Genomic DNA, 26,545 nt, shown 5'->3' with positions numbered 1-26,545 from the left:
TCTATTGATTATTGATTTCTGATTCGCGCTCATTCGCGTGATTCGCGGGCAAGATAGGGCTTTTTACGGGGACGTCGATCTTGACGGGGGACGGGCCGTACGGTATGGTGGGTTTTCTCCGGGACCCCGCCCCGCCGGGGTGGCGACGGAGTACCGGGGGAATGTCGGGAGGTGGCCATGGAATACCTGCTTTCAGCGGTCGCGGTGGACCTGGAGTGCCTGTTGCGCGACGCGGTGGATCGCTTCGGTGACACCGTGGAGGAGACCGCCCGGGAGGCCGCCCGCCGGGTTCGGAAAGGCGGGAGGGTCTACCTGCTGGGGAACGGCGGGTCCGCCGCGGACGCCCTCCACTGGGCCGGGGAACTGATGGGGCGATTTCGACTGGACCGGCCCGGGATCCCCGCGTTCGCCCTGGCGGGCAACCCCGCCCTCCTCACCGCCACCGCCAACGACATGGGCTACGACCGGGTCTTCGCCCGCCAGTTGCTCACCCTGGCCGGCCCGAACGACGTGGTGGTCGCCATCAGCACCAGCGGGAACTCCCCCAACGTGGTGGCCGCCCTCGAGGCCGTCGCCGGGGTCCCGTGCCTGAAGGTCGGCTTCACCGGTCGGGGGGGCGGCGACGTCGGTCCCCTCTGCGATGTCCTCTTCGACGTCGATTCCACGGACACGCCCCGGATCCAGGAAATCCACGAGGTCCTGGGCCACGTTTTCTGCGAAAGGCTGGAAGCCCTGCTCCAGGAGGTGACCCGATGAACCAGGACCCCTGGGTCCGCTTCGAGGACCTGATCCGGGAACAGCTCTCCGTGCAGGTCGAGCTGTCCTTCGACCGCCACCACCGATTCATGCTCCAGCACGGCCTTTCCCGGTGCAGCCACGTCACGGACATCGGAACGGGGAACGGCCTTTTCCTCTCCAGGCTCGCGGAGCGCCACCCGGAGATCGCCTTCACCGGGGTGGACGCGGAGGAGTGCATGGTCCGTGAGGCCGGCCGTCGACGGCTTCCCAACGTGACCTGGCAGCAGGCGGACGCGAGGGTGGAAGGGGCCCTGGACACGCTCGGCGCCACGGACGGCATCCTCATGCGCTACGTGGTCCTCCACCTGCCCGACACCCGCCGCACCCTTCCCCGGATGCTCGCCCCTTCCCGGCCGGGGACCCTCTTGTGGGTCGTCGACCTGGACCCGGATTTCACCCTGTGCCAGCCCGAAACACCGGCGTTCACCTTCTTCGAGGAACTTGTCCGCGGCTTCTGTGAAAAGCACGCCACGGAGATCCGCACGGGGACCTTCCTGCCTCCCATCCTGGAGTCTGCGGGGTTCGAGGTCCTCGAGGTCGGGGTGGAGCCATTCAACAACCAGCAGATCGACGACCGGGTCCTGGCGGAGTACCTCTTCCGGGAAGCGACGCTGTACCACCACTTCCTTCACGGCACCCACACCTCGAAGAAGCTTGACGAGATGCGGCGTTTCTTCTTCGACGTGATGAAGCGGGACACTCACTTCGTGCAGTACGGCATGGCCATGGTCGCCGCCTGCAAACGCTGAGGTTCGTACGCGTCGTCCCGACGCGGACCCCGGTCTCTCCCAATGCACCGCAGATCCTGCCTTGGCCCGTCCCCTCGGCTGGCCCCTGAACCCGCGCCGGGACGGCGCGTGCGAACGGCGCGGTTCGTACGCGTCGTCCCGACGCGGACGTCAAGCCTCCCTGCAGGAGCGCGGCTGCCGGCACCAAATTTTCCCGAAACCCGAAGACCCGCGCCGGGACGGCGCGTGCGAACGGCGCGGTTCGTACACGTCGTCCCGACGCGGACGTCAAGCCTCCCTGCAGGAGCGCGGCTGCCGGCGCCAAATTTTCCCGAAACCCGAAGACCCGCGCCGGGACGGCGCGTGCGAACGGCGTGTGCGAACGGCGCGTGCGAACTTCAGGCCCTTGGGCCACTGATCTCGTCGTAGGTTTTCCGGAGCGTGTCCGCGGAAGACCGGAGCGCGCCCAACTCCCGCTCGTCGATGGACAGGGTCAGGGCTTTCGCGCAGCCTTCCCGGCCCACCACGCAGGGGAGGGAGAGCGCGACGTCGGCGAGGCCGTGCTCGCCCTGGAGGACGGAACTCACGGTCAGGATCGACCGCACGTCGTGGAGGATGGTCCGCGCAAGGGAGGAGGCAACGAGCCCGATGGCGAAGTAGGTGGCGCCCTTGCGCCGGATCACCTCGGCCCCGGCGGTGAGGACCTGCCGCTCGAGATCGTGCTCGAGGTCCGCGCCCCAAGCCCTTCCGGCAGCCTTCGCATAGTCCGCCAGGGTCAGGCCGGCGATCCGGGCCGAACTCCACAAGGTGACCTGGGAGTCGCCGTGTTCGCCCACCACGAAGGCGTGCACGTTGCGGGCGTCGATGGCGAAGTGTTCCGCCAGGGTCGAGCGGAGCCGCGAGGTGTCGAGGACGGTCCCCGTGCCGACGACCTGGGAGGGGGGCAGCCCGGACATCCGTTGCGCGGCCAGGGTGAGCAGGTCCACCGGGTTCGACACGATGACCAGCACGGCTTCCCGGGTCCACTCCACGATCTTTGGGATGATTTCCTGGTAGAGCGCGAGGTTTCGCCGGGCGAGGTCGAGGCGGGTGTCCCCCGGCTGCCTTGCCGCCCCCGCGGTCACGATGATCACGTCGGCCTCGCGGCAGGCCTCGTACCCGGCGGCACGCACCGTGGTCGGCGACACGAACGGAAGCCCGTGGACGAGGTCCATCACCTCGCCCTCGGCGCGGTTCCGGTCAGCGTCGATGAGGGTGATGGAGTCGGCGATCCCCGAGACCAGGGCGGCATACGCCGTCGTCGAGCCCACCCGCCCCGCGCCCACGATCACCAACTGGTGCCGGTCATCCGCATATCCCATGGGTCTTCCCTCCTTCCCGACAATACCCGGCAAACGGAGAACGGCCGGTATCACCGATGCGCGGGCTTTACCGGAGGAATAGCCGGAAATGGCCCGGAAGTCAACACAAATCCCTCCCCGGCCTGCCATCTCCGGGTTTGAACCCTCCGCCGGGCCGCCGGCCACATCCCCTGCGGCCGCGAAACGGCAGGCCGCCGCGAGGCGAAAAGGCGCATTTTGGTATAATGGGAAACAGTGCAATCCCGGGAAACCCAGAGGAGGCGAAATGGACGTTCAGGGCAAAAAGGCGGCGCTGATCGTGGCGCTGGCCGGGTTCCGCGACGAGGAGTACCTGGAGCCTCGGCAGGTCCTGGTGAAGGCCGGCATCGGGGTGACAACGGTCTCCACCGGCCCCGGCACCGCCCGGGGCAAGCTCGGCGCCAAGGCGGCGGTGGACCGCCTCATCGAGGATCTCCACGTGTCCGACTACGAGGCCATCCTCTTCATCGGCGGGCCGGGAGCGGCGGACTACTTCAACCACCCGCGGGCCCTGGCCGTCGCCAACGACGCCGTGGCGGCGGGGAAGGTCCTCGGCGCCATCTGCATCGCCCCGGGGACCCTGGCCCGCGCGGGGGTCCTGAAGGGGAAGCGGGCGACCTGTTTCCCCTCCGAGGAGCCGTCCCTCAAGAAGGCGGGCGCCGTCTACACCGGCCAGGACGTGGAGGTGGACGGCCGCATCGTCACCGCCAACGGGCCCCACGCCGCCCGGGCCTTTGGCCAGGCCGTGGTCCGGCTGCTCACGTAACACCCACTGTCTTCCGAGGTCACCGGTTGAGGCGGTAGAAGACGCCGCGTTCCCCAAGCTCGGCCCGGAGCCGCTTCTCCGCCTCCAGGATGTCGAGGTACTTGCGGGCCTCGAGGGCGTGCAGGCCGAGGGAGACGGACAGGTCGTCCAGGGTGCAGGGCCGCCGGGAAACCGTTTCCAGGATGGCCTCGGCCACGTCGTCGCGGAAGGCGTGGTACTCCACCCGCTCCCGGAACCGTGAGATGATCTCCACCCGGGGGTGACGCAGTTTCGCGGCCAGGGCCTCCAGCACGGGCAGAGGGGTCTTGCGGACCCAGGTTTCCGTTCCCGGCCGGTCCAGGGAGTTGATCTGGACGCGGTCCGGGTGAATCCGGTCCAGGGCCCCCTGCAGTGCCGCAAGGTCCGCCTCCCCGGTGTTGACCGGGTCCACCACGAAAACCTCCAGCCAGATCGGCCCCGCGTACTCCCGGCGAAACGCCGCCAACCCGTCGATCACCCCGTCGCAGCGGACGTCGGGGTGGGGGCGGTTGACCCGGGCGAAACTGTCCGGCAGGGCGGCGTCCAGGGAGGGCACCACCAGGTCCAGGGGCAACAGGTCGCGCCGCACCGCGGGGTCCGGCATCAGGGTGGCGTTGGTCAACAGGGCGACGGGGGCCTTCCAGCGGTCCTTCAGGTGGCGGATCACCGTCCCGATGCCGCTGTGGAGCGTGGGCTCGCCGGAGCCCGAGAAGGTCACGAAGTCGGGCAGCGGGCCCCGCCCGAGGCAGTCGTCGATCTCCGACAGGACGTCCGTCGTCGGCACGTACTCCGCGCGATCGACGGTGAGGCGGGTCGTGGGCCCGCACTCGCAGTAGACGCAGTCCATGGAGCAGACCTTGTGGGGGACGAGATCGACGCCCAGGGACGCGCCCAGGCGGCGGGAGGGGACGGGGCCGAAAAGGTGTCGGTATCGCATGGGGTTTGGTGCCTTCGTGTCGAGATCCGTCGGTGGACGGGGCCGGGCCGCCCGGTCGTCAGAACAGGCCGCTGCGGGGGTTGTCCCGGCGCAGGGCGGCGAGCTGCCGGAAGAGGTCCCGTTCCGCTTCGCCGAGGTTGCGGGGGAGTACCACCCGGACCGTCACGATCTGGTCGCCGGCGGGGTGGGACCCGAGGGCGGGGAGTCCTTTCCCTTTCAACCGGAAGGTCCGGCCGTTGTCGGTCTCGGGGGGGATCCGCATCCGGACCCGGCCGGAGGCGGTCGGGCAGTCGATCTCCGCGCCCAGCACCGCCTCGCAGACCGTCAGGGGCAGCTCGCAGTGGACGTCCCGCCCTTCGAGGCGAAAGAGGGCGTCCGGCTGGACCCGGACCGCGAGGAAGAGGTCGGGGCGGCGGCCGCCGGGACCCGGGGCTCCCTTCCCGCGAAGGCGGACCTTCGACCCCGTCTGCACCCCCGGCGGGATGTTGACGTCGATGGTCTCGGGAAGGACACTCACTCCGCGCCCGCCGCACCGGGGACAGACCCCGGAAGACGAGAGCCCCCGTCCGCCGCAGGCCTCGCAGGGGACCTCCTGGTTCAGGGTCAGGCGCTGGCGCGTCCCCGCGACGGCTTCCCGCACGCTCACCGGGAGTTCCGCCGCGGGCTCCTCGGAGGGCGCCGCGCCCCCCTGCCGGCGCGGGCGCCGGGGGCCGCCCGCGGTGGGCATTCCCGTGAAATCGAATTCCTCGGCGCCGCCGAAGAACATCCGGAAGAAGTCACTGAACCCACCCCGCTTGCCGGCCCCGCCGCGTCCGCCGAGGTTGCCGAAACCGGCGAAGGCGGACGGGTCGAAACCGCCTCCGCCCGGGGCGTCCTTGTACTTGTCCCAGTCCGCGCCGAGCTGGTCGTACTTCTTTCGCTTCTCCTCGTCCCCCAGCACCTGGTAGGCCTCGTTGATCTCCTTGAAGCGCTGCTCGGCGGCCTTGTTTCCCTTGTTGAAGTCGGGGTGGTACTTCCGCGCCAGCCGGCGGTAGGACTTCTTGATGACGTCCGTGCCGGCGTTCTTGTCCACCTCGAGGACCTTGTAGTAGTCCTTGTAGTCCATCACTCCTCCCGGATGATCTCCGTCCCCGCCGGCGGCGTGAACCGGAAGACCGCGTCCGCGACCGGCAGGTCGAATCGCACATTGGAGAATCGGTAGTAGTGGAAGTTGTCGTTTTCCTCGAAGAGGCTGATCTCGACGATGAAGGGAGGGTCCCCGGCCAGCGTCAGGATGATGCGCTTGAAAGGGCCGCCCTGGCGGCGCGGCGTCAGCACGTACCGCCGCCCGCTCTCACCGGCCGGTGCGGGGCTCACCGCGTAGTGCCGGTCGAGGTCCCGTTTCCCCCCCAGGAGGAAGACCAGGGGCGACTCCTCGAGGTCCTCGTCCTGGAGCGACTGGACCAGGAGCTGGCGTTCCCCGGGCTGGTAGCACAGGTACCGCCGGCCCTCCAGGAAGAAGAGCTTGCGGTCCGGCGCGGCGTACTCCCAGCGCAGGCGGCCGGGGCGCTTGAGCTGGAGCGTGCCGTTCCCCTCTTCGACGCCCCCGACCCCGGACAGGCGCTGGTAGAAGTCCGCCTGCAGGGTCCGGATGGCGTTGAAGCGCTCCAAAAAACGCCGGTAGTACGCGTCCTCCGCGCCGAAAGCCCACCCGACGGCGCCCAGCAGGAGTGCCCAGGCCCATCGGGCGCTCATGACTTCCGCTCCTCCCGCAAGAGAGAGATGATGAGCCAGACGGCCCCGATGCTGATGCACGAGTCCGCGATGTTGAAGGTCGGCCAGGCGAAGCGGCCGACGTGAAAGTCGAGGAAATCCACCACGGAGCCGGTGATGAGGCGGTTTGCGGTGTTGCCCAGGATGCCGCCGCAGACCATGCCGGAGGCCACCAGCATCGCGGTCTTCCGGATCGTGCCCCCCAGGATCATCCAGGAGAACCAGGCGAGGGCCGCCACGGCGACCGTGGTGAGCAGAATGGGCTTCCAGACGGAGTCGGTCCCCGCCAGGAGGCTGAAGGCGATGCCCTTGTTGAGGGTCGGTGAGAAGGCGAAGAAACCGGGGATGATGGTGATGTCCCGGTGCGGCTGGGTCAGGAACACCTGGACGGCGACCTTGGTCAGGGCGTCCATCACGAAGAAGAGCAGGGTCAGGGTGATCCAGCGGAGCGGGGCGGAGAGCCGTTCCTCCCCCGGGGCCCCGGTCTCTGCGCATTCGGACACCAACTTCCCGCTGTCGATCGAGTCAGTTGTCATGCCGACCTCCAATGGGTATTGTACCCATTTTCAGCCGGATTTCCACACAAACCTCGGACCGTCAGGGAACGGGGTCGCAGGTCACGCGGGCGACGACGAGGGTGATGTCGTCCGACTGCGGGGCGGCGCCGACGAAACGCCGCACCTCGGCGAGGACCTCGTCCACCAGCCGCGCCGGGGGAAGGTCCTGACGCGCCCCGATGAATCGGGCGAACTCCTCTTCCCCGAAGAGGTCCCCCGCGTCGTTCATGGCCTCCGTCACCCCGTCGCTGTAGATCACCAGCAGGTCGCCCGGTTCAAGGCGGACGCTGGGGGAGGGGTAACGGAGGTCGGGAACGACGCCGAGGAGGGGCCCGGTGGCGGCCAGCGCCTCCGGAGTGGAGCCGTCGCCCCCGCCCCGAAAGAGGAGGGGCGGGTTGTGCCCTGCGCTGGCGTAGGTCAGGACCCGGCTGACGGGGTCGTACACGCCGAGGAAGAGGGTGGCGAAGCGGCGCTCCTCGCTGGTGGTGCAGAAGCGGCGGTTGATCTCCCCGAGGATCTCCCCGGTCCGGTCGCCCTGGAGGTCCACCTGCATCCGGAGGGTGGCCTGGAGGCCCGCCATGAGAAGGGCGGCGGAAACCCCCTTCCCCGCGATGTCCCCAAGGGCCAGGGCCAGCTTGTAGGAACCCACCCGGAGGAAATCGTAGTAGTCTCCCCCGACGTAGCGCGCCGGCCGGCAGGTCCCCACGTAATCCAGGCCCGGGATGGGGATGGTGGCGGCGGGAAAGAGATTCGACTGGACCTGCCGGGCGATCTCCATCTCCCGGAGCAACTGGGACTGCTCCCGGGACTGGAGGATCAGGACCGCGTGGTCAAGGGTCGCCGAGACCTGCTGGGCCATGGTCTGGAGGAACTCCGCGTCTTCCCGCGAGTAGGGCTCCTCGGACAGCTTCTCCCCCAGGCAGAGGAACGCGAACATGGACTCCTCCCGGACAAGCGGGACGATCAACTGGGTTCGCAGCTCCTCGAAGATGAGGGGGTCTCCCCGGTCCGCGGCCGCTTCGGCCTCGGGCTCGAGCCAGCGCCGCCGCCGCGGGGAGATGGTCAGCGGCGTACCCTGCTCGCCCCCCTTGAGCCGGAGCAGCCGGAGGGCTCGGGACTCCCTCCCCGCGTCGCCGGACAGGGGGGAGGGACAGCGGACCTCCAGGGTGCCGTCCGGGTCGTGGAGGGCATCCGCCACGCAGGTGAAAGCGGTCTCGGGGCTGCTGCCGCCGGTCCGCCGCAGCTGTTTCATGGCTTCGGATTCGGCGGGGAGCGCCGCCAGTTCGCGAAGGCGAACGAACAGGGCCGCCCGGGCGGGGTGGAAGACCCGGGTGGCCGTGCCCAGGAGCAGGGTGAAGACCTGCTCGGGCTGCATGCAGTGCCGCCGCAGGTCGGTGCCGAAGCGCGCGAGGATCTCGTGGGCGTCGTGACTCTCCCGGAAGTACTTCCGCTCCAGCACCCGCATCATGCCGCGGTTGACCCGGCCGATCAGGACGAGGGCGCCCAGGGTGGCGCCGGCGGTGGCCGCCAGGAGGAACTCGTGCTGCCGGGTGCCGAACGTCCGGGTCACCGCTGGCCCCAGCCCGTAGTACAGCCCCAGGAACACCAGGATCCCTTCCAGGAAGAGGAACCCGTTGGACAGCAGGGCGAACCGGAGCCCCTTGCGGAGGATGACCCGGGCCCCGAACATCCGGTGCTTGATAACCGCCCACGCGAAAAAGATCGGGATGAAGATCCGCAGGAGGTTCAGCAGGAGGGCGAAGCCCCGGCTGAAGGCGTAGCCGAAGACCGCCGACATGAGGAAGGACACCAGCCAGGGCAGCAGGCCCGCGACGCAGAACAGGAGCACGATCAGGCGGCGGCGCTCCCCGGGGGAGGGGGTTCGACGGATGTTCGTGACGAGCGAGGCGAACCCCGCGAGCGCGGCCAGGACGTAGATCACGTCCAGAACGTAGTCGACGACGATCACCGGCCGCAGGTAGAGGACGAAAGCCCGGACGTCGTAGTAGGGCAGGAAGTGCCACAGGAGGTTCCAGACGCTGAAGACCGCCCCGACCCAGGCCGCCGCTCGCATCAGCCACGGGAACCGCACGGCGACAGGGGAGGGCGAGGGGAACTGGAGGAAGAAGCGCAGGAAGAAGGCGCTCATGCAGGAAAAGAGGGTGATCCAGACGAGCGTGCTGAACTGGCTGGCGGGCTCGGGCAGGAGGTTCGAGGCGTCGCCCCACCCCAGCACGCAGAAACTCAGGAAGAGGTAGGCGGCGTTCCGCGCGGCACGGTCGTCGGGTTTGAGGATGGCGATGAAGCCCGCCGTCAGGAAGTTGATGACGAAAAACGGGAGAAGCGACAGGAGGAGACCGCTGTTGCGGGCGACGTAGTTCGACGGACGGGGCCAGGGAGGCACCGGGAGTTCCAGGGTCACGGTCCGCCCGCCCGGCATCTCCCGCTCCACTTCGATGACCCAGGGGGACCCAAACCGGAGGGCCCGGTGGGCACGGGCGATGTCCCGCAGGCCGCGGACGGGGATCCGTTCGCCGTTCCCGTCCCGGAAGGCCCGAAGAAGGTCCCCCGGTCTCAGCCCGACGGCCCGGAAGGGGGATTCCCGGGCCAGGTCCCGGACGGTGGTGCCCGATGCCCCGAAATCCAGCGCGATCCCGCCCCCCCGAAGGGGGCTGTCCAGCGCCAGGGAGGACCAGACGATCCCCACCTGGACCGCGAGCGTCGCCGTCCAGACCGCAAGGAAGAGGTGGAAACCGCGACGGCTTCCGCCGTTTTTCCGCGGCCTCCGCTTTCCCGTTTCACGACCGCTCACCCCTGTGCCCTCCGCTGGTCCGCCAGGGACGCCCCCCCCCGCGGGGAGGCCCGCCCCGTTCCTCAATCCCTCATGGCCGACACGGTCGCAAGAAGTACCATCACCCTCCGGGTAATGGCTCAAACAAACGTCTCACAGACACTTTCCCGCCCATTTTCCGACTTTTTCCGACCCCGTCAAGGATCAGTCATCGACGGAGGCCGGCGTGGTGCAGGCCTCGTCCGAAAAGATGGTCCCCGTCTGGTTCACGGCGAAGACCTTGTCCTTGTTCACCCCCAGCCCCCTGGCCACGCACTTGAAGGTCCCGGGGCCCGTCTCCAGGGTGAAGGTGAAACCGCCCGTCTCCGGGGACGAACTGTCGAAGCGCTTGTCGAGGTGCCCCTGCGCCACCAGGTCGTGGAAGGACCCGAAGGCCCCCCCGTTGGAAATCTTCGCCGAGTAGGCGGTCTGGGCGGCGACGATCATCCGGAGGTTGCTCACGCCGGCGTCCCGCAGGGCGCCGGCGGCCGGCTGGACCGACGAGGCGGTGGCGGGGGTGGGCGGGGTCTCGGGGACGGCGGCGCACCCCGCGAGGGCGAGCGCCGCCAGGACGGTCAATGCGATTCTGCACACGTCGATGCTTTTCATGTTCAGGCCTCCTTGAGTGACAGTTTCATTGTAAACGGCGCCGGTGAGCCTGTCAACGGGACCCCGCGCAGGTCGACATCCGGCGGCGGGGCCGGCCCCCGGTCACGGCGTCCCGATCTCCCTCCCGAGCCACTCCCCGCAGTAAGTCAAGGCTTCCCCCAGGCGCCCGGGGTCCAGGCTGCCGACCTGCGCCAGGTCCGGACGTCCGCCGCCCTTCCCGGAGAAGCGCTCGCGCAGCGCGGCCGCCAGGCGGGTCAGGTCGGGGGACAGGTCGGGGGTTCGCCCCAGGAAGAGGGTGCCGTCCCGGGAGGACCCCACCACGGCCGCCACGAGGCGCCCCGCCTCCAGCAGGGCGCGGCAGAGGGCCTGGGCCTGGGCGGAGGGCTCGTCCAGGGCGCATATCACCACGGCGGCGGGCCCGACCTTCACCGCTTCCGCCAGGAGCCGGGGAACCCCCGATTTCAGGATCTCCCCCTTCAGGCGGCCGGCCTCGCGCTCCAGGGCCTTGACGTCCGTCTGGAGGGACTTCACCCGCTGCACGAGTTCCGGGACGCCGGTGGTGGTCAGGGCGCACAGGTCGGAGATCACCCGGTGCTCGGCCCGGAAGCGGCGGTGGGCACGGCCGCCGCAGGCGAAGTGGATGCGGAGCTTGTCCTTGAGCTTCTCGCTCCGGAGGAAGGCGATCATCCCCACCTCGCCGGTGCGCCGGACGTGGGTCCCCCCGCACGCCGACCGGTCGCAGTCCGCCACGGTGACCACCCGGATGAGGCCCTCCCGAACGGTGGGCTTGCGCAACCCCAACTCCGCCGTCTCCGCCTTGTCGTGGCAGCTGACGCTCACGGGGCGGTCCTCCCAGACCACGGCGTTGGCCGCGTCGAAGGCAGCATCGACCTGGCACGGGGTGGCCGTCGGCGGGCTCAGGTCAATGGTGGCGGCGTCGGCCCCCAGGTGGAAGCCGACGGTCCGGAAAGCGCCCCCGGCCCAGAAGGCCGCGGAGAGGATGTGCTGCCCGGAGTGCTGCTGCATGTGGTCGAAGCGCCGCGCGGCATCGACCCGGCCTTCCACCGCAGCCCCCGGGGCCGGCCCCCCGCCCTCGAGGAGGTGGAACACCTCGCCCGCGTCGGTCTCCCCCACGTCCAGCACGGTGAAACCCCCGAGGGTCCCCGCGTCGGCCGGCTGCCCGCCCGACTCGGGGTAGAAGGCGGTGCGGTCCAGGTAAACCCGGGTTTTCCCGTCGCCGGCATCCTCCACCCGGGTGACCGTCGCCCGGAATGCCAGAAGGCATGAATCCGCCTGGTACAACTTTTCGGTCAAGACATCCTCCCTGTCAGTGGTGGCGCCGGCTTCAGCCGGCGTGCCCCGATCCCCCAGCACCTCGCGTCCCCTTCCCCGCATCGCCCCACGGCCCCGCTTTCCTGCCCCACCTCCCCGGCCAGCCGCTTCCCTCGCGCAAGCTGAAGCTTGCGCCACTACTTCAGCAGCCAGAGCAGCGCCTCGGGGGCCCTTCTGGACCAGGCGGAAGGCCCGTCCGGTTCCCCCTCCCCGGCGGCGGTCAGGAGTTCGCCCTTCCCGTACCCGAGGGTTTCCAGGAAGACGACCAGGCGCTCCGCGTCGTGGGCCCGCTGCAACCTCGCCGCCGCGTCGGCCGGGGACTCGCCCGGGCCCGTCGGCAGCGCCGCGGCCGACGGCGTGAGGTGAACGTAGAGGCGAGCGCCCTTCCTCCCCCGGGAAGCGCCATCGGTGTACGCCTCCAGGGTTTCGGGGCCCGGGACGCCCCGGAGGGAGAAGACCGCCACGCGCCCGAAACGGTCCGGGTAGCGCAGCCAGGTCTCGAAGGCCGGCCAGCTGCCGTCGCCGGCGCCCAGCACCCCCGTGCTCTCCCGCTCCGGCCGGGTGCGGAAGGCGGTGTCCACCGAGGGTTTGAGGCTCTCGGCCACGAAGCGGGGGAGGTCGCCCGTCTCCTCGCGGGCAGCGGGTGCGCCCCCCCAGACCGCCGGGCCCGCGGAGGGCGCCCAGCAGACCACGATGGCCGTCCGCTTCTTCTTCGCCGCCCGCAGCAGGGCCAGGGTCTCGTCCAGGTTCCACTCTCCCTCCGCCGAGGCGGCGGCGTCGAAAGCAGCGGGCCCTCCGAACACGTAGAGGACGGGGTAGCGGGTCTTCGAGCCGTCGTACCCGTCGGGGAGCAGGACCCACAGGTCCACGGGGCGTTCCCCCCCCGGCCCGGGAAAGCCCGCCACCACCCGCACGTCACCCAGAATGGTGTGGCCGCCGGGGCCGGGGACGTGGGCCTTCCACGGGACCGGCGCGGAAACGCCTGCAACGGCCGGAAGCCCGGCGAGCCCGGCCACCTCCCCGGAAGGCGTCCCGCGGAGCCGGGCGGACGGCTTCGCCCGGGCCGGCGGCGGCGTTTCGGGGAAGGACCGGGCCACCTCCAGGCCCCGCCAGGCGCAGACGGCGGCGGAGAACACGAGGATGCCCGCCGCCAGCCACTGACGGAGGCCGGAGATCTTCACCTCCCGCGAGGTGTAGGCGGCCAGGGCCATGAGCCCCGCGGCGCCGAAAATCTGCAGGGGGACGAGGGCCGGCAGCAGCAGCGCCGGGTCGCGGGGCGAGAGGGGATAGTACAGGACGGGAAACAGCAGCATGAGCAGCAGCGGCAACCGGGCGTTGCGCATCACCGTGGCCCTCCCCAGAAAGATCGGAAGCATCATGGCCAGGACGGCCGTCGGGGTGAGGACGACCCCCGGCAGGGTCATCAGCATGTCCATGAAACGGGCCGGGTAACCCGCCAGAGAAGCGACGGCCGGCAGGGGCAGCCAGGCGCCCGTCCATGCACGGGCCATGGAAGTCAACGCGACAAACGCGACGCCCCCCCCGACGAGGCTGGAGACCACCCTCCTCCACGGGACCCCCTTCCCCGCACCCTCCCGCGGGAGGCCCTTTCGGGCGTAGTACGGGACCATGACGAGCGCGGCCCCGAAGGCGAGGGTCAGCTCGCTGCTCACGGCGGCGGCCACCCCGAAAGAGGCCCCCGCCCGCATCCCCGACCCCGCTCCTCCCCGGCCCGGGAGCGCCGTGATGGAGGCCACGGCCAGCGTGAAGAACAGCAGGGAGAAACCCTCGGGGAAACCGTTGCAGGAGTATTCGACCAGCCTCGGGTGCACGGCGGTGAACGCCCCCGCCAGCCAGGCGGCGCGCGGCCCGAAGAGCCTGCGGGCCATCCAGGCCACGGGAAGCATCAGCAGCACGCCGGGGACCAGCGACGCCAGGACGGGGGCGGCGGACGGCCCGAGCCCGAGCTTGACGAAGAGGGCCTGCCAGAGGCAGAAGGGCCCGCCGGGGAACGAGCCCGGGTCGAGAAGGCCTCCAGCGGCGAGGGTCCGGGCGGCGGCGGCGCACTCGGCGCCCCGCCCGTACACCGCTCCCGCCAGGAGCAGGTACCCCAGCCGGGCGGCGAGGGCCCCCAGGACCAGCACCACGCCCTGCCGGAGGAAGGACGGGCCGCCCTCCAGGTCGAAGGCGTGCTTCCGCCGGAACTCCCGCACCGACTCGGTGTGAAAGACACCGAAGCGGTAACCCAGGAAGGAGACGGTGAACGCCACCACCACCCCGGCCAGCTTGGCCAGGTTCACCACCGCCAGCTCGTCCAGGGCAAAGCGGGACGGCAGGAAGCGGACGAAGAAGAGGAACACGGACGTGTTGATCAGCAGGGAGACCCCCGCCACGAGGTAGAACTTGGAGAGCGCGCCCCGCGCCGGCTCCCCCGAGGCCGTGCGGAACGTCCACCGCTGGTTCATGAAGTAGGAGTTCAGGGTGGCCACCGCGCAGGCGGTGAGGGAGACGAAAAGGTAGCCCAGGCCGGTGCGCGGGTGGAAGGACAGGACCAGCAGGTTCGTGACCGCGAAATCGACCAGCGTGTTGCAGGCGCCCACCAACGCAAACCGGGTGAACTGCCAGGCGTTCTTCAGCAGCCAGCGAAATCGTTCCCGGCTCACGCGCCCTCCGACCACACCGCGGCGCGAGACCGGATGGTGTCCGGAAACAACACGAATTGGATTTCAACCACGAACCATACCAACCACACGAACAAGGTCGGGGCCAAATACAAACCGATCATCCAGGCTGGCAAAGAAATAACCTTCAACAGACTGATCTTTCCTCCTGTCCTGTTCGTGCGATTCGTATGGTTCGTGGTTCGAAACCGGAAAGCGCTTCGGTGTTGCCGGTTATTTGGCGGGAAGGAACTCGCCGGTGAAAAAGACGATCACCGCCGCTACCGCCCGCAGGTCGGCGTAGGTGCCGCAGCAGGGCCGGGCCTCGCCCCACAGCGAGCCTTCCAGGCGGATGGTGCCATTCGATTCGATCTCGCCTCTCATCGAACCGCGGATCCGCAAGGTGCCGCCCTGTTCGATCTCGCCCACCATGGAGCCGTGTTTGCGGATGATGCCTCCCGGCTCCACCTCACCCACCATCGACCCGTTCTTCCGGACCGTGCCGTCGTCCTCGAACCGACCGACCATGGAGCCGTTGATGCGGATGGTTCCATCGGCTTCCACCACCGCCCACATCGACCCGTGCCGACGGATCTCTATCTCCGTCGCCGCTGGAAGGAAAGCCGACGCCGCACCCAGGTAGAGGGCCAGGAAGACTGAGCCCCGGAGAAGAACCGTCACCCGCCGAACCAAACGGCTGAACATGTTTTATGCCTCCTTTTCCTGCCCCGGGAATTCTGAGTCCCACTCTGCTTCATCCCGCCCCGTCCCGGGGATCTCAACCGTTTCATTGTACCATCCTCCGGGATCGGCAGGAAGAGAAAACCCCGACGCCGGGCCATACGGGAGCGCTTCTCGTCGGTTACGGGACAATCCGCCGGGGTATTCGGATGAGTTCGATGATAGAATGTCGCCACATGAATCCCTTCGCGACAGGAGGTTCAATGAACGATATCCTGAGACTCCCCGGCGGTCCTCCGGTTCCTTCCCGCCGGTCCACGGCTCGGCTTTCCTGCCGACGAATTCGAATGATCCTCCGCTTGTTCCTGACCGTCCTCTGTGTCTCCGGAGCCGAAGGGGCCGAACTCGCTTCCACCCTGCGAATGGCGGAGATGGCACGAGTCTACCCGAAGGAGACCGTGGTCTTTTTCTGTCTCGAAAACCCGGGGGCAATCCTGGACACCTTCGCTGCCTTTGTCGCGGAGATCGGGTCACCCTACCCAGCCGCTTTCCGGGAAGCCCTGGGGAAAGGATGGAAAGATCGATTGGGATTCGACCTTTCAACCCGGGAATCCTGGCTTGCAGCCGGTTTCGACCCTTCCCAGCCGATGACTCGCGGGTCAGGTTTCTGGAAAGGGAGCCCCTGGTATCTGGAAACCTTCGGGGTGGCCAACACGGCAAGGGCGATGGAGACGGTCCGGCAAGATTTCAGAAGATATGGCATCGAAATGGTCAGGGACCCGAACGCCTCCTTGGAAACGTACCGGGCACCGGGCTTCAATGACCAAACTATAGCGGTCATCGTCTTTAGAGACCGTCGCCTCTTCCGTTTGATGGCCGGGTCGCTGGCCACTGACTGCGCCGGGATTCTGAAGGACCTGATGGCCTTGCCCCCCGAGGATTCGCTCGGGAACAACTCCCTGTTCAGGCGGAGTACCGAGGTCCTGCCCCAGGGGGAGTATTTTTCCGGTTTCGTGGCAGGTGCGGGAACCGAAATCACACACCCTTTGCTGAAGGGTTGCGCTGCGTCCGCCTTCTCCGTCGGGGATTCCCGCCTCGAGGGATACCTGGCGCTGGATCCCGACAGCCCTCTTGCCCGGCTTCTCCAGTCCGGACTTGACTGCAACCCGCTGATCGCGAGACTGGATCGGCCCGACCTCGCTTTCTCATTGAGCCTGGACCTATCGGCGGACACATTCCGGCTCCTGGATGTGATCCTGAAAGAGGTGGACAGGCTGCGGGACCCGGCAGGGAGGCGCTTTTCCCTGGGCCAGGAGGAACTCGCCCTGCTGGAGAAGGTCGGGGGCAAACTCGCCGTAGGAGTGGCCGTCTATTTTTCGGAGGACCCAAAGTCCTCCTTCGATGTCGTCGCGGTGGGCCGCTTCGCCAGTCCCGATGTGGTGGAATCTCTGGTCAATGCCCTGTTCAAGGGAGCGAAACCGGAAGGCGAGCCCTGCGGCAACGGCAAGTTGTACCCGTACTCCGCCGCCCTCCCGAACCTGGCCTTTGGGCAGTGCGGAGATTCTCTTTTCGTCGGCCCTTCCGAGCGCATACGTCGTGCCATCGGCACGGCCGAGGCCCGCTGGTCTCCCCGCTGCGGCGGGATGGACCTGCTATCGGCCGAGTGCTTCCGTGGCGGCCTTTTCGGCGTACTGGGAGCGTCCGCTCCTTCACCCGAGCGCGATCTTCTGTCACTGGCCATCCCCAGGGAAGCGGGCATCTTCTGGCGGTGCATGCGGAAGGAGGAAGGGTTGCGACTGTCCGCGGAGATCTCGGGCCGACGGTTCATGCTCCCCGGAGCGCTCACCCTGATCGCCGGGAAGAGCATCGTCGAATCGCAACGGATGGCCCGGGAAACCGCCACCCTGGCGATGCTCCAGTACATCTATATGGCGGAGGAGGCTTTCAGGGAAAAGAATTTCAAGAAAGGGTCCTACGGGACTTTCGCCGAACTGGTGGCCAGGGACCGCCTCGATGACCGTTTCAGAGACCCAGACCCGGTGATCGACGGGTTCCGATACTCCCTCGAGGCTAATGGCAAGCGGTTCCGGTGCGTAGCCCGGGGGACCGGTGAACAGGAGGGGATCGTGTACGCCATCAACGAGGCGGGAAGAGTCTGTTCGGACGAACAGTGCACGAAGGTGGTTAACAGAGACTAGGGAATGACCTCCACCGCTTCGGCCTGGATGGACACCACCGAAAGGTAGCCTTTTCCGCTCGTCTTGAGCTTCTCCCGCAGCGCCGCGATCTGTTTGGCGGACAGCTCCCCGGCCTTCCCCTCCGCCCGCAAACGCTCGATGTACCCAGCGCTGCGGCAGGGCTGCCGGTCCACGTGACACAGGATCGCCGTCTGCTTCTCCAGTTCGTCGAGACGGGCCGCGTCGATGCGGGTCTCGGAGACGACGCCGAGCACCCGGACCCGCTTTTTAAGAAGGCCCGCGTCGAAGCCCTGTCCCGGGGTCACGGGGTCCACCCGGACGACGGCGCCCCCGGCACCCTCGAGCTTCATCTTCGTCCGGTCCACCGAACAGAGATGGAGGACCGTGCCCTCCACGACCACCCGTTTCCCGACGAAGCCGTCGATCCCGGCGGTCAACTCCTCGAGGGAAACCCGAAGCGGCTCCGGGGAGACCGCCCCGGCGGTAGCGGCAGGGGCGCCCGTTTCCGTCGGCATCCCGCCGGCCAGGGCCCACAACGTCAGAAGGAAAATCGTCGAACCCCTCGCGATAACCTTTTTCAACATGGCGATTTATCCACCTCCGATCCGAATGGTTGGTGATACGTCATCATGGGGGCCCGGTTCGGACGCCCGGCCGATATCGCCGATTTTGAGAAAACACGGAAGTCGAACGAAAAAGCCGGAAAGCGAACGGGGAAGAGCCTGTAAACCCTTCCCTTACTATAGTGACTGCGTTGGGGGCGGCGGGCATCACCCAGGGCCGCCCTTCCCACGCCGGCGGGAAAGGACAAAAGGACCTAAAGGACCAAAACGACCAAAAGGACTGAAATGGATTTAAAGAGACCCAGACGGCATGGGCAAGACCCGGTTCCTTTCCAACCGCGTTTTTCCGTTTCGGGCCTGCCGTCCTTTATGTCCTTTGGGTCCTTTGGGTCCTTGATGTCCTTTATCGGGCCACCGGGCGCCCCTGCTCGTCCACTTCCACCACCGGGCCGAGGTCGAGCCTGGCCAGGTCGGCCGCGATGGCCGCCTTGTCGCCCACCACCACGATGGCCAACTGGTCGGGGTGGAGGTGCTTCCGCGCCGCGGCGTTCACCAGGTCCGGCGTCAGGGCCCCAACGCGGGCGGGCCAGGTCTCCAGCTCATCGTCCGGCAGCCCGTAGGGCGCCAGGTCGGCGATCCGGGAGACGATCTGGTCGAGGGTCTCGAAGTCCCTGGCGTACCCGTCCACCAGGCTGCCCCGTGCGAAGGCGAGTTCCTCCGCGGTGACGGGCCTGGCCCCGGCCATCCCCGCGATCTCCTTCACCATCTCGGAGACCGCGGCGGCGGTCACCCGGGTCTGCACCGGGGCCGAGGCCGAGAACAGGTACGGGACCACCCCGTAGGTGAAGCGGGAGCGGCACCCGTAGGTGTACCCCTTGTCCTCCCGGAGGTTCATGTTGAGGCGGGAGACGAACTGGCCGCCCAGCACGCCGTTGGCGGCTTCCAGGGCGGCGTGGTCGGCGCTCGCGCGGGCGGCGCCCACCGAGCCGATCAGGATGTGGGACTGGGCGGCGCCGGGCTTGTTCACGATGTAGAGGGTCCGTGCCGGGTGCCGGGGCGGTTCGGGGAGGGAGGCGCCGGCGCGGGCCCCGGCGGACCACGCCGCCAGGTTGCCCGCCAGGGCCTTTTCCAACTCGGCCCGGGTCAGGTCCCCCGCCACCACCAGCACGGCCTGGGCGGGGCCGAAACGCTCCGCGTAATTCGCGCGGACGTCCTCCAGGGTGACGGCCGTGAGGCCTTCGGGGGTCCCCAGGCTCGGGTGGCCGTAGGGGTGCCCCCCGAACAGGACGCCGAGCAGGGCGGACTGGGCCAGCAGCGCGGTCTGGTCCCGCTGCTGCATCAGGCGGACCAGGCGGGCCTTGCGCTCGCGGTCCAGCTCGTCGTCGGGGAAGTCGGGGCGCATGACGGCGTCGGCCAGGAGCGGCAGGGTTTCGCCCAGGCGGTCCTTCATCGTCGAGAGGGAGACCTTGGTGACGTCCCGCTCGGTGGCGATGCTCAGGCGGGCCCCCTTCCCTTCCAGGGCCTCGGCGAAGTCCTTCGAGGACTTTCCGCCCGCGCCCTCCGCCAGGAGCGCCGCCGTCAGGTCGGCCAGCCCCGCGCGGCCGGCCGGGTCACTGGCCGACCCGGACTTGATCACCACCGCCAGGGTCACCAGGGGCAGCTTGTGCCGCTCCGCGAGGACGACCTCCAGCCCGTTCGCCAAGCGGAAACGCTCCGGGGCGGGAAAACGGAAAGGCTCCCCGGCGGCCTTGCCGGGCACCTTCTCCCGTTCGGTTTCGGTGGCGGCCCCCGCCGTTTCGGCCTTCAGGTCCGGCATGGGGCTGACCCGGGCCCGGACCCGGTCGGGCCCCAGGTACTTCCGCGCCGCGGCCGTGACGGACTCCGGGGTCAGGTCGAGGAAGCGCTGCAGGTCCCACTGGAACATGTCGGCCTTCCCCAGGTAGTGGTAGTACTCGTTGAGGGAATCCGAGATGCCGCCGAACCCGCCGACCCGCTGCATGCCGCGCAGGGCCCGCGCGGTTTCGTCGGCCTGGACGCGCCCGAGTTCCTCCGCCGTGATGCCGTTTTGCAGGGTGTCGTTCAGCACGGCGAGGGCCGCGGCCTCCACCTCGTCCAGGGTGTGCCCGGGCCGGGGCGTGAGCGTCACCAGGAAACTCCCCGAAATCTCCAGGGCACTGTGGTTGACGGTGACATCCTGGGCCAGCTGCTGGTCGCGGACCAGGGCCTGGTGAAGCCGGGAGGTCTTCCCGTCCCCGAGGACCCGGGCGAAGACCGTCAGGGCGGCCTCGTCCCCGGCGTAGCGCGGGGTGGTGAACCAGGAGAGGTAGGCCCGGGGGAGCTTGACCCGGTCCTGGATGTCCAGGACGATCTCGCCCTCGAGCCGGGGGACCCACCGCCCGATCTTCGAGACGGGCGGGCCGGGAGGGATATCCCCGAAGTACTTCCGGATGTGTGCCTTGGCCTCTTCCGGCTTGAAGTCGCCCGCCACGCAGAGGCTGGCGTTGTTGGGGGTGTAGTAAGCCCGGAAGAACTCCCGGACGTCGTCCAGGGTGGCGGCCTGGATGTCCGCCATGGCGCCGATGGTCAGCCAGCTGTAGGGGTGGTTCGGCGGGAAGGCGGCCGCCGCCATCTTCTCCATCACCGTCCCGTAAGGGCGGTTGTCGTAGTTCTGGCGGCGCTCGTTCTGGACCACCGAGACCTGGTTGGCCAGGCGGACCGGCGTCATGGCCTCCAGCAGGAACCCCATGCGGTCGGCCTCCAGCCAGAGAGCGCGCTCCAGGTAGCCCGCGGGAACCAGGGTCCAGTACCGGGTTCGGTCCGTGTTGGTGCCGCCGTTCACCTCGCCGCCGATCTCCTGCAGCGGCTTGAAGAAGTCGTCGTTCCAGTGCTTCGAGCCCTGGAACATCATGTGCTCGAAGAGGTGGGCGAAGCCGGTGCGGCCGGGCTTCTCGTTCTTGGACCCCACCCTGTAGTTGATGTTCACCGCCACGATGGGCAGGGTGTGGTCCTCCACCAGGAAGACCGTGAGACCGTTGGACAGCTGGTACTGCTCGACGTTGACCGTGGGGAGCGGGTTGGGCGGCGCGCACAAGGCCGCGCCGGCCAGGCTGCCCGCCAGGGCGACGAGGATCAGGGTCTTGATCATGGGCACTCCTGAACGAAAGGTAGACCGTCTGTTACGCACGACGGGAAACATTGTTTCGGCCCGGTGACGCTTCGGCGGGCATCGCGGGAGGGGGCAAACCCGGCGCTCACTCCCGGCTTTTCTCCGGGGGCCCTCCGGGGTCCGGGGGGAGGGACGCGGGGAGCGGCGGCGGGGAAGTCCCCAGGTAGCGGAAATACGACCGGTTCAGCTTCTCGAAACGGCTGATGATGAAACGGGCGCCCACCTTCAGGATGAAGTTGTCGGGGTCGTAGTAGATGGCCTGCCGGAAGTTCCACACCAGGGCGTCGTAGCCGATCCGGCAAACGAGGTCGACGATGTCGCAGAGGGAACGGTCCACCGAGTAGAACTGCCGGTGCGCGAGCAGCGCGCCCTGCTGGAGTTCGAGGGGGGACAGCCCCTTCGGGAGGAAAACGGCGTGCATGCCGTCGTAGTAGTCCCAGTTCCGGTGGAGCAGCCGCCCCTCCGCCTCGAACTTCTCGTAGATCCGTGTGCCCGGGAAGGGCGTCAGGATCATGAACTGGACCGTATCGACATCGTGCCGGACGGCAAAATCGGCGGTCCGGGCGAAACTGTCGGTGGTGTCGTGGTCCTCCCCGAAGATGAACATCCCGTGGATCTGGATCCCCTGTTCGTGGATCACGGCGACGGCCCGCTCGACGTCCGCCCTTGTCTGCGACTTGTGAAGGGCCTTGAGGCTCTGGTCGTCGATGGATTCGAAACCGATGTAGACGCGGTTGCACCCCGATCGGTACATCCGGGCCACGAGTTCGGGGTCCCGGGCGATGTCCGCCCGCACCTGGGCGCTCCAGCTGATCCCCATGTTCTCGGCTGTTATGCCCTCCATGAGGGCGTCGAGCCGGGGGACGTCCACGGCCAGGTTGTCGTCGTAGAAGAAGACGTTCCGCCCCTTGAAGAAGGCGAGCGCGTTGCGCAGCTCGGCGAGGATGCGTTCCGGGGACTGCTTCCGGTAACGACGTCCGAAAATGCGGGTGACGGTGCAGAAATTGCAATCGAATGGGCACCCTCGGGAGGTCATCATGGGGATGACCCTCATGGACTCCGCCCCCTTCAGGAGGCTGTAGTCAATCACCGGGAGCGTGTCGAGGTCATCCACCGGCTTGCCGTGCACGACCCGGTCGGTGAGGCGCCCCTCCACCACATCCAGGATGACGCTTTCCCCCTCCCCCGTCACGACCTGGTCGGCCAGGTCCAGGAAGTCCTCGGGCACCAGGGAGGCGTGGATTCCCCCGATGAGGATGCGCGTGCGGGGATGGTTCAGGCGGATGGCCCGCGCCAGATCCATCCCCCGGTTCGCGTTGAGGGTCAGGCAGGAGAGGCAGACGATCTCGGCGTCGAGGTCCAGCGGGTCGACGGGGGCGCACAGGATGTTCTCGTTGAGGATCTGCACCCGGTGCCCGGCACGGGACAGGATGGTCCCCAGGATCAGGCTCCCCATCAGCGGCAGGTTCATGGAGTACTCGAAGACGTTGGCCTGCCGTCCCCGGGGCTCGATGAACGTGATGGAAAGGGGTTTCATCGCGAGCGTCCGAAAGCCAGGACGCTCAACCCCACCAGGATGAAGGTGGTCCACCAGAGGTCGCCCGAGAGGTAGAAGACGAGGAAGAAGGCCACGCAGACGCACCCCAGGAACATCCCGATGAGCAGATAGATCCTCCGGTTCCGGTGGAATAGGAAGAGGAGGAGGAAGGTCGCCCCGAGAAACCCGATGTAGGCCGGCCAGAGTCGGGCGAGGGACTCCCACCCGGAAAAGGTGAAGTAGAGGCTGAACAGGCTGAAGAAGATGACGTAGAGCCCCAATCCGAGGAACGCGGCCTCCCGGCGTTCCCGGCGGTGGTAGATCCCGATGAAGCCGCAACCCCAGGCCGTCAGGACGAGCGGCCAGAAGCGGTAGAGGATGTGGACCCGGAAATAGGTCTCCGCGGCGAAGATGGACCCGATCAGGATCAGGAAGATCCCGATTCGGATGTTGTTGTGGTCGGAACGGGGGTTTTCACGAAGTGTCGCTGAAGGCGTAGTTGTTTTCATAAACTTCAGGATAGCGCAGATCGGCCGTGAAGTGAAACGGAAAATGCCTCGGGTGAGGAATATCGGCAACCACCTTCGGGCGTCACGGCCGTACGCCCGACCCGGGAAGAAGACGCCGCTTCGCAAGTGCGTTCCCGCCGCGAAGGCACCGCAGGGATACGCAGCCCGGAGAGACTACCTCCCCCCGTAGGCGCCGAAGGCGGCCCAGAAGAAGGGGGCGCGGCGGTCCGGCGGGACGGTGCCGTCCGGGCCCGGCCGGGGCGGGGCTTTCCGGATCATCCGGACCTGGGCCTCCCGGAGGGCGTCGTCCACGGGGCGGCCCCGGCGCAGTTGACGGTAGAAGCCGCGCATCAGCTCCACCGTGGCGTCGTCGGAGACCTCCCACAGGGACGCCACCACCGTCCGCGCACCGGCGTACTGGAACGCCCGCGTCAGGCCGATCATCCCCTCGCCGCCGGCCGCCTTCCCCAGACCGGTGTCACAGGCCGACAGCGTGACGAGGTCGGCGTCCAGCCGCATCCCCTCCATGATTTCCCAGGCCTGGAGGACGCCGTCCTCTTCCGCGGGCCCGTCCGCTTTCCCGATGCTGAGCAGGAGGGCCGAGTTCAGCGGGAAGCGCCCGTCCGCGCGGCCGTGGCACGCGAAGTGGAGGAGGCGCGTGCCGGGTGCGGCCTGGCGGGCCTGTCTCTCGGTGGCCGCGTCCCCGGTGTAGGTGGCGGCGGCGCCCTTCCAGGCGCCGGCCACCGCCGAGACCTCCACGCCGGACCAGGGGAGCGGGGCCATGGCCCCCCGCAGCCCCCGCAACGCGGGAACGGGGGGGCGATCCGACGCGCCCCACACCGGGTAACGGGGGTCGCCGAAGGCGGTGAGGCCGGGCGAACCGGCAACCCGGCCGGCCTGTCGCGCCCGCAGTTCCGCGAAGACGGTGGCGGAGGCGGCGTAGAGCAGCGGTTTCCACTCCACCAGCCAGGCCCGCTTCCGGCCGCTGCCCAGGGCTGGGCCCCGGGCCGTGCGCGCGTCCACCGCCAGCGCGTCGAAGGGGAGAAGGTGCAGGGGACCGTCCGGGACCACCAGCAGGCGGTCGTTGGCGGCGATGTCCCCCAGGGCGGGGCCGAGAAGGGCTTCGGAGAGCCGCGTCGCCACCGCCCAGGCCGCCTCGGGGCTCCACGCCCCCTCCACGGCGGAGCGGACCCGGGACCGGAAGTCCAGGATTCGGTCCGACAGGGCCTCCCGCCCCAGGCCGACCCGGTAGGCGTGAAGCCCGGTCCGCCGCGAGAGGGAGAAGACGAGGGTGTTGTCCTCCCCCACGCTGTAGGCCAGCAGGAGACGGCCCTCGTCCAGGGCCTTCACCGCCCCCGCCGCGTCCAGGGGGCGGGGCTCCTGCAGGGCCGCCAACCGGGGGCTGACCGTGCGGATCCGGGCCAGCACCGCCTCCCGCTCGCGCTCCAGGGTGTCGAGGCGGACCCGGAGACTTGCGAACTTCTCCCGGTCCTTGTCGGGGTCCAGGCGCGTCATCGCCTCGAGGGCCCCGGCGAATTCCCGGTCCACGCGGCGCCGCTTCCGGTCGAGGTCTTCCGGCAGGTCCGCGGTGAACCGGAGTTCCCGTTGGGAGAGGAGCGAAAGGAGATGCCGGGCCCGGGACCGCTCGTAAACCCGGAAGGCCTCCTCAGTATCCCCTCGCTCTACAAGGAGATCCATGAGTTGGTGGTAGTAACCCTCATAGGCGGCCCGAAATTCCCCTCTCGCCTCCTCGGTCCCGCCGAGCCGCCCGATCTGTGACTCGAGGCAGTCGACAGAACGGCGCAGGAAGGAGAGGGCCTCCGCGGTCCGGGAGAGGGCGCGGTTGAGCTTCCCCAGCTCCGCGCAGGCCATGGCCTCCCAGATCCCGCCCGGGCAGGAAACCCGCCGGATTTCGAGGACCTGACGGAGGAGCGCCAGGGCCTCTTCCTCCCGGCCCTGGCGTTCGCGCAGTTCGGCCAGGCGGGCCAGCACCTCGCCCATGTGATGGGACCTGGGCGCCAACCGTTCATAGATGGCCTTGGCATGCAGAAAACGCCGCTCGGCTTCATCGAGTTTCCCCATGACCATCACCAGCCGGCCGAGGGTCAGCTCGGCACTGGCCACATGCAGGGATTCGGGGGCCAGCCGGTTCCGGATCTCCAGCACCCGTTGAAAGTACTCCCCCGCCTTCGACAATTCGCCCCGGTCGAAGGACAGGCTCCCCAGGTTGTTCAGGCTGTTGGCCGTCTCCAGGGAGTCCTTCGTGGCGTTTTCCCGGATCTCCAGGGCCCGCTCCAGAAACCCCTGCGCCCCGTCGAAGTCCTGGCGGAGAAAGAGGATGGTCCCCAGGTTGTCCACGACGCCGGAGAGGGCGATGGGGTCCGCGCCCGTCCGCTCGAAGATTTCCAGGGCCCGGCGGAGGTAGTTTTCCGCGGTCCCGAGATCGCTGCGATCCTTGGCGACGTTGGCCAGGTTGTTGAGGGTGAAGGCCGAGGACTGGCCCCCCGGGTCCAGGGTCTCCTTGAGCCGGAGCGCCCGGTTGAAGATGGCCTCCGCCTCGGGGAGGTCGCCCCGGTTCCAGGCGATCAGCCCGAGGTTGTTGAGCGATCGGGCGAGATCCAGTTCGACGCCCGGGAGCGTTTCGAGGATGGCAATCCCCCGTTCGATCATTTGTTGCGCGGCATCCAGGTCGCTCCGCTTCCAGAGGGCCAGACCGTAGTTGGAACAGATTTCCGCATACAGGAACCCCCCGGGGGCCCCTCGCTCGCGCAGCGCCAGGGACCTCTCGAACGCCGCGATGGTTTCCGCGAGGCGACCCTGCTGCCAATTGGCGATCCCCAACTCGCGGAGCAGGAGGGCGGTGTCCAACCCGGCCTCACCCCGCTCCTGCAGGGCGTCGAGCCCGGCGCCCAGGACCTGCGCCTGGCGGGGGTAGTCTTTCCGATCGAGCCACACCGCGGCCTCGGCGAGGGTAAGGGCGACCAGTGCCGCTGAAGAGAGCGGGGCGCCAAGCACCTGGCGGGCGTCACGGACGCGATCGAGCGCGGCGTCGTATCGCTTGCCCAGGGTATCCCCCGCGGCGGCCTCCAACCACAGCCATGCCGCCAGCTCCCGCTCCCCGGTTTCGCTGGAGAGCCGGGCCAGCCTGATCAAACGAGCGACGCCCGCCAGATCGCCTTTTCGTGACAGGGCGAGGGCGGCCGAAAGCTCTTCCTCGACCGGGGGAGCCAGGCGCGGATGGACCTTTGCATCCGGTCGACCCAAACCGACATTCCAGGTGAGTTCGGCTCCGTCTCGCAGGCCCCTCAGGCTGACGGCGGCCCGGGGCCACACCTCCACGATGGCCTCCTGCCAGTCGAACGGGGCGCCCAGTTCCCCGGAGGCGGCCCCAGACCCGCCCGGGGGCACCGGAGGCCGTTCCCAGGACAGGATCACGTCGCCAGGGCGCAACCCGGCCGCGGTCAAAGCGGAGTCCCGGCGAAGGGAATCCACGACAAAACCTGGAAGCCGGCAAGGCGTCGGCCC

The 26,545-nt window shown here is 68.5% G+C and carries 19 protein-coding genes; 4 read left to right on the top strand and 15 right to left on the bottom strand.

Annotated elements, in window-relative coordinates; genetic code table 11:
* The first annotated feature begins 177 nt into the window (after positions 1–177).
* A complete protein-coding gene (locus tag KA419_06680) occupies positions 178–756 on the top strand; it encodes an SIS domain-containing protein (GenBank protein MBP7865619.1) in 579 nt (192 codons plus the stop codon).
* The gene (locus tag KA419_06675) at positions 753–1,547 is read left to right on the top strand and encodes a methyltransferase domain-containing protein (GenBank protein ID MBP7865618.1); all 795 of its coding nucleotides are present in this window, start codon (positions 753–755) and stop codon (positions 1,545–1,547) included. The genes KA419_06680 and KA419_06675 overlap by 4 nt, the downstream gene beginning before the upstream one ends.
* A 377-nt stretch (positions 1,548–1,924) precedes the next feature.
* On the opposite strand, the gene KA419_06670 is transcribed toward KA419_06675, so the two are convergent.
* A complete protein-coding gene (locus KA419_06670) occupies positions 1,925–2,887 on the bottom strand; it encodes an L-lactate dehydrogenase (protein ID MBP7865617.1) in 963 nt (320 codons plus the stop codon).
* A gap of 265 nt (positions 2,888–3,152) precedes the next feature.
* Here KA419_06670 and KA419_06665 point away from each other — a divergent pair, with 265 nt between their 5' ends.
* Positions 3,153–3,671 (top strand): DJ-1/PfpI family protein, encoded by a 519-nt coding sequence (locus KA419_06665; protein MBP7865616.1) that lies wholly within the window; start codon positions 3,153–3,155, stop codon positions 3,669–3,671.
* A gap of 19 nt (positions 3,672–3,690) precedes the next feature.
* On the opposite strand, the gene KA419_06660 is transcribed toward KA419_06665, so the two are convergent.
* From KA419_06660 to KA419_06620, 9 genes are all read right to left on the bottom strand, one after another.
* Positions 3,691–4,626, bottom strand: coding sequence for a radical SAM protein (locus KA419_06660; GenBank protein ID MBP7865615.1), 936 nt, complete (start codon positions 4,624–4,626; stop codon positions 3,691–3,693).
* A 58-nt stretch (positions 4,627–4,684) separates the two neighbouring features.
* Positions 4,685–5,731, bottom strand: coding sequence for a J domain-containing protein (locus KA419_06655; GenBank protein MBP7865614.1), 1,047 nt, complete (start codon positions 5,729–5,731; stop codon positions 4,685–4,687).
* Positions 5,731–6,360: an outer membrane lipoprotein chaperone LolA gene (lolA, locus tag KA419_06650; protein ID MBP7865613.1), complete on the bottom strand. Its 630-nt coding sequence runs from the start codon at positions 6,358–6,360 to the stop codon at positions 5,731–5,733. Before lolA ends, KA419_06655 begins: the two co-directional genes overlap by 1 nt.
* Positions 6,357–6,914 carry a signal peptidase II gene (gene lspA / locus KA419_06645; GenBank protein MBP7865612.1) on the bottom strand — a complete coding sequence of 186 codons (558 nt, stop codon included), beginning with the start codon at positions 6,912–6,914 and terminating at the stop codon, positions 6,357–6,359. Before lspA ends, lolA begins: the two co-directional genes overlap by 4 nt.
* Positions 6,915–6,975: 61 nt before the next feature.
* A complete protein-coding gene (locus KA419_06640) occupies positions 6,976–9,747 on the bottom strand; it encodes a SpoIIE family protein phosphatase (GenBank protein MBP7865611.1) in 2,772 nt (923 codons plus the stop codon).
* A 183-nt stretch (positions 9,748–9,930) separates the two neighbouring features.
* Positions 9,931–10,374 (bottom strand): hypothetical protein, encoded by a 444-nt coding sequence (locus KA419_06635; GenBank protein ID MBP7865610.1) that lies wholly within the window; start codon positions 10,372–10,374, stop codon positions 9,931–9,933.
* Between the two features lie 102 nt (positions 10,375–10,476).
* Positions 10,477–11,688 (bottom strand): phosphoesterase, encoded by a 1,212-nt coding sequence (locus KA419_06630; GenBank protein ID MBP7865609.1) that lies wholly within the window; start codon positions 11,686–11,688, stop codon positions 10,477–10,479.
* Between the two features lie 155 nt (positions 11,689–11,843).
* A complete protein-coding gene (locus KA419_06625; protein MBP7865608.1) occupies positions 11,844–14,369 on the bottom strand; it encodes a GtrA family protein in 2,526 nt (841 codons plus the stop codon).
* Between the two features lie 231 nt (positions 14,370–14,600).
* A complete protein-coding gene (locus tag KA419_06620; protein MBP7865607.1) occupies positions 14,601–15,071 on the bottom strand; it encodes a hypothetical protein in 471 nt (156 codons plus the stop codon).
* A 323-nt stretch (positions 15,072–15,394) separates the two neighbouring features.
* On the opposite strand from KA419_06620, the gene KA419_06615 reads away from it, so the two are divergent.
* Positions 15,395–17,245 (top strand): hypothetical protein, encoded by a 1,851-nt coding sequence (locus KA419_06615; GenBank protein MBP7865606.1) that lies wholly within the window; start codon positions 15,395–15,397, stop codon positions 17,243–17,245.
* Here KA419_06615 and KA419_06610 read toward each other — a convergent pair.
* From KA419_06610 to KA419_06590, 5 genes are all read right to left on the bottom strand, one after another.
* Positions 17,242–17,829 carry a hypothetical protein gene (locus KA419_06610; protein MBP7865605.1) on the bottom strand — a complete coding sequence of 196 codons (588 nt, stop codon included), beginning with the start codon at positions 17,827–17,829 and terminating at the stop codon, positions 17,242–17,244. The genes KA419_06615 and KA419_06610 overlap by 4 nt on opposite strands.
* Positions 17,830–18,211: 382 nt before the next feature.
* On the bottom strand, positions 18,212–20,953 hold the full coding sequence (locus tag KA419_06605) for an insulinase family protein (protein MBP7865604.1): 2,742 nt from the start codon (positions 20,951–20,953) through the stop codon (positions 18,212–18,214).
* A gap of 106 nt (positions 20,954–21,059) precedes the next feature.
* The gene (locus KA419_06600) at positions 21,060–22,511 is read right to left on the bottom strand and encodes a B12-binding domain-containing radical SAM protein (protein MBP7865603.1); all 1,452 of its coding nucleotides are present in this window, start codon (positions 22,509–22,511) and stop codon (positions 21,060–21,062) included.
* The gene (locus KA419_06595; protein ID MBP7865602.1) at positions 22,508–23,020 is read right to left on the bottom strand and encodes a hypothetical protein; all 513 of its coding nucleotides are present in this window, start codon (positions 23,018–23,020) and stop codon (positions 22,508–22,510) included. The genes KA419_06600 and KA419_06595 overlap by 4 nt, the downstream gene beginning before the upstream one ends.
* Before the next feature lie 174 nt (positions 23,021–23,194).
* The gene (locus KA419_06590; protein MBP7865601.1) at positions 23,195–26,512 is read right to left on the bottom strand and encodes a CHAT domain-containing protein; all 3,318 of its coding nucleotides are present in this window, start codon (positions 26,510–26,512) and stop codon (positions 23,195–23,197) included.
* Between the last annotated feature and the right edge of the window lie 33 nt (positions 26,513–26,545).

Source organism: Acidobacteriota bacterium, from assembly GCA_018001935.1.
Taxonomy (GTDB): Bacteria; Acidobacteriota; JAAYUB01; order JAAYUB01; family JAAYUB01; genus JAGNHB01.
This window is presented reverse-complemented; position numbering and strand designations above follow the sequence as displayed.

What these genes read in the sequence shown, in the direction of transcription:
- KA419_06680 (MBP7865619.1), top strand. Translation starts at nt 178, where the DNA reads ATGGAATACCTGCTTTCAGCGGTCGCGGTGGACCTGGAGTGCCTGTTG.
- KA419_06675 (MBP7865618.1), top strand. Translation starts at nt 753, where the DNA reads ATGAACCAGGACCCCTGGGTCCGCTTCGAGGACCTGATCCGGGAACAG.
- KA419_06670 (MBP7865617.1), bottom strand. Translation starts at nt 2,887, where the DNA reads ATGGGATATGCGGATGACCGGCACCAGTTGGTGATCGTGGGCGCGGGG.
- KA419_06665 (MBP7865616.1), top strand. Translation starts at nt 3,153, where the DNA reads ATGGACGTTCAGGGCAAAAAGGCGGCGCTGATCGTGGCGCTGGCCGGG.
- KA419_06660 (MBP7865615.1), bottom strand. Translation starts at nt 4,626, where the DNA reads ATGCGATACCGACACCTTTTCGGCCCCGTCCCCTCCCGCCGCCTGGGC.
- KA419_06655 (MBP7865614.1), bottom strand. Translation starts at nt 5,731, where the DNA reads ATGGACTACAAGGACTACTACAAGGTCCTCGAGGTGGACAAGAACGCC.
- lolA (MBP7865613.1), bottom strand. Translation starts at nt 6,360, where the DNA reads ATGAGCGCCCGATGGGCCTGGGCACTCCTGCTGGGCGCCGTCGGGTGG.
- lspA (MBP7865612.1), bottom strand. Translation starts at nt 6,914, where the DNA reads ATGACAACTGACTCGATCGACAGCGGGAAGTTGGTGTCCGAATGCGCA.
- KA419_06635 (MBP7865610.1), bottom strand. Translation starts at nt 10,374, where the DNA reads ATGAAAAGCATCGACGTGTGCAGAATCGCATTGACCGTCCTGGCGGCG.
- KA419_06620 (MBP7865607.1), bottom strand. Translation starts at nt 15,071, where the DNA reads ATGTTCAGCCGTTTGGTTCGGCGGGTGACGGTTCTTCTCCGGGGCTCA.
- KA419_06615 (MBP7865606.1), top strand. Translation starts at nt 15,395, where the DNA reads ATGATCCTCCGCTTGTTCCTGACCGTCCTCTGTGTCTCCGGAGCCGAA.
- KA419_06610 (MBP7865605.1), bottom strand. Translation starts at nt 17,829, where the DNA reads ATGTTGAAAAAGGTTATCGCGAGGGGTTCGACGATTTTCCTTCTGACG.
- KA419_06605 (MBP7865604.1), bottom strand. Translation starts at nt 20,953, where the DNA reads ATGATCAAGACCCTGATCCTCGTCGCCCTGGCGGGCAGCCTGGCCGGC.
- KA419_06600 (MBP7865603.1), bottom strand. Translation starts at nt 22,511, where the DNA reads ATGAAACCCCTTTCCATCACGTTCATCGAGCCCCGGGGACGGCAGGCC.
- KA419_06595 (MBP7865602.1), bottom strand. Translation starts at nt 23,020, where the DNA reads ATGAAAACAACTACGCCTTCAGCGACACTTCGTGAAAACCCCCGTTCC.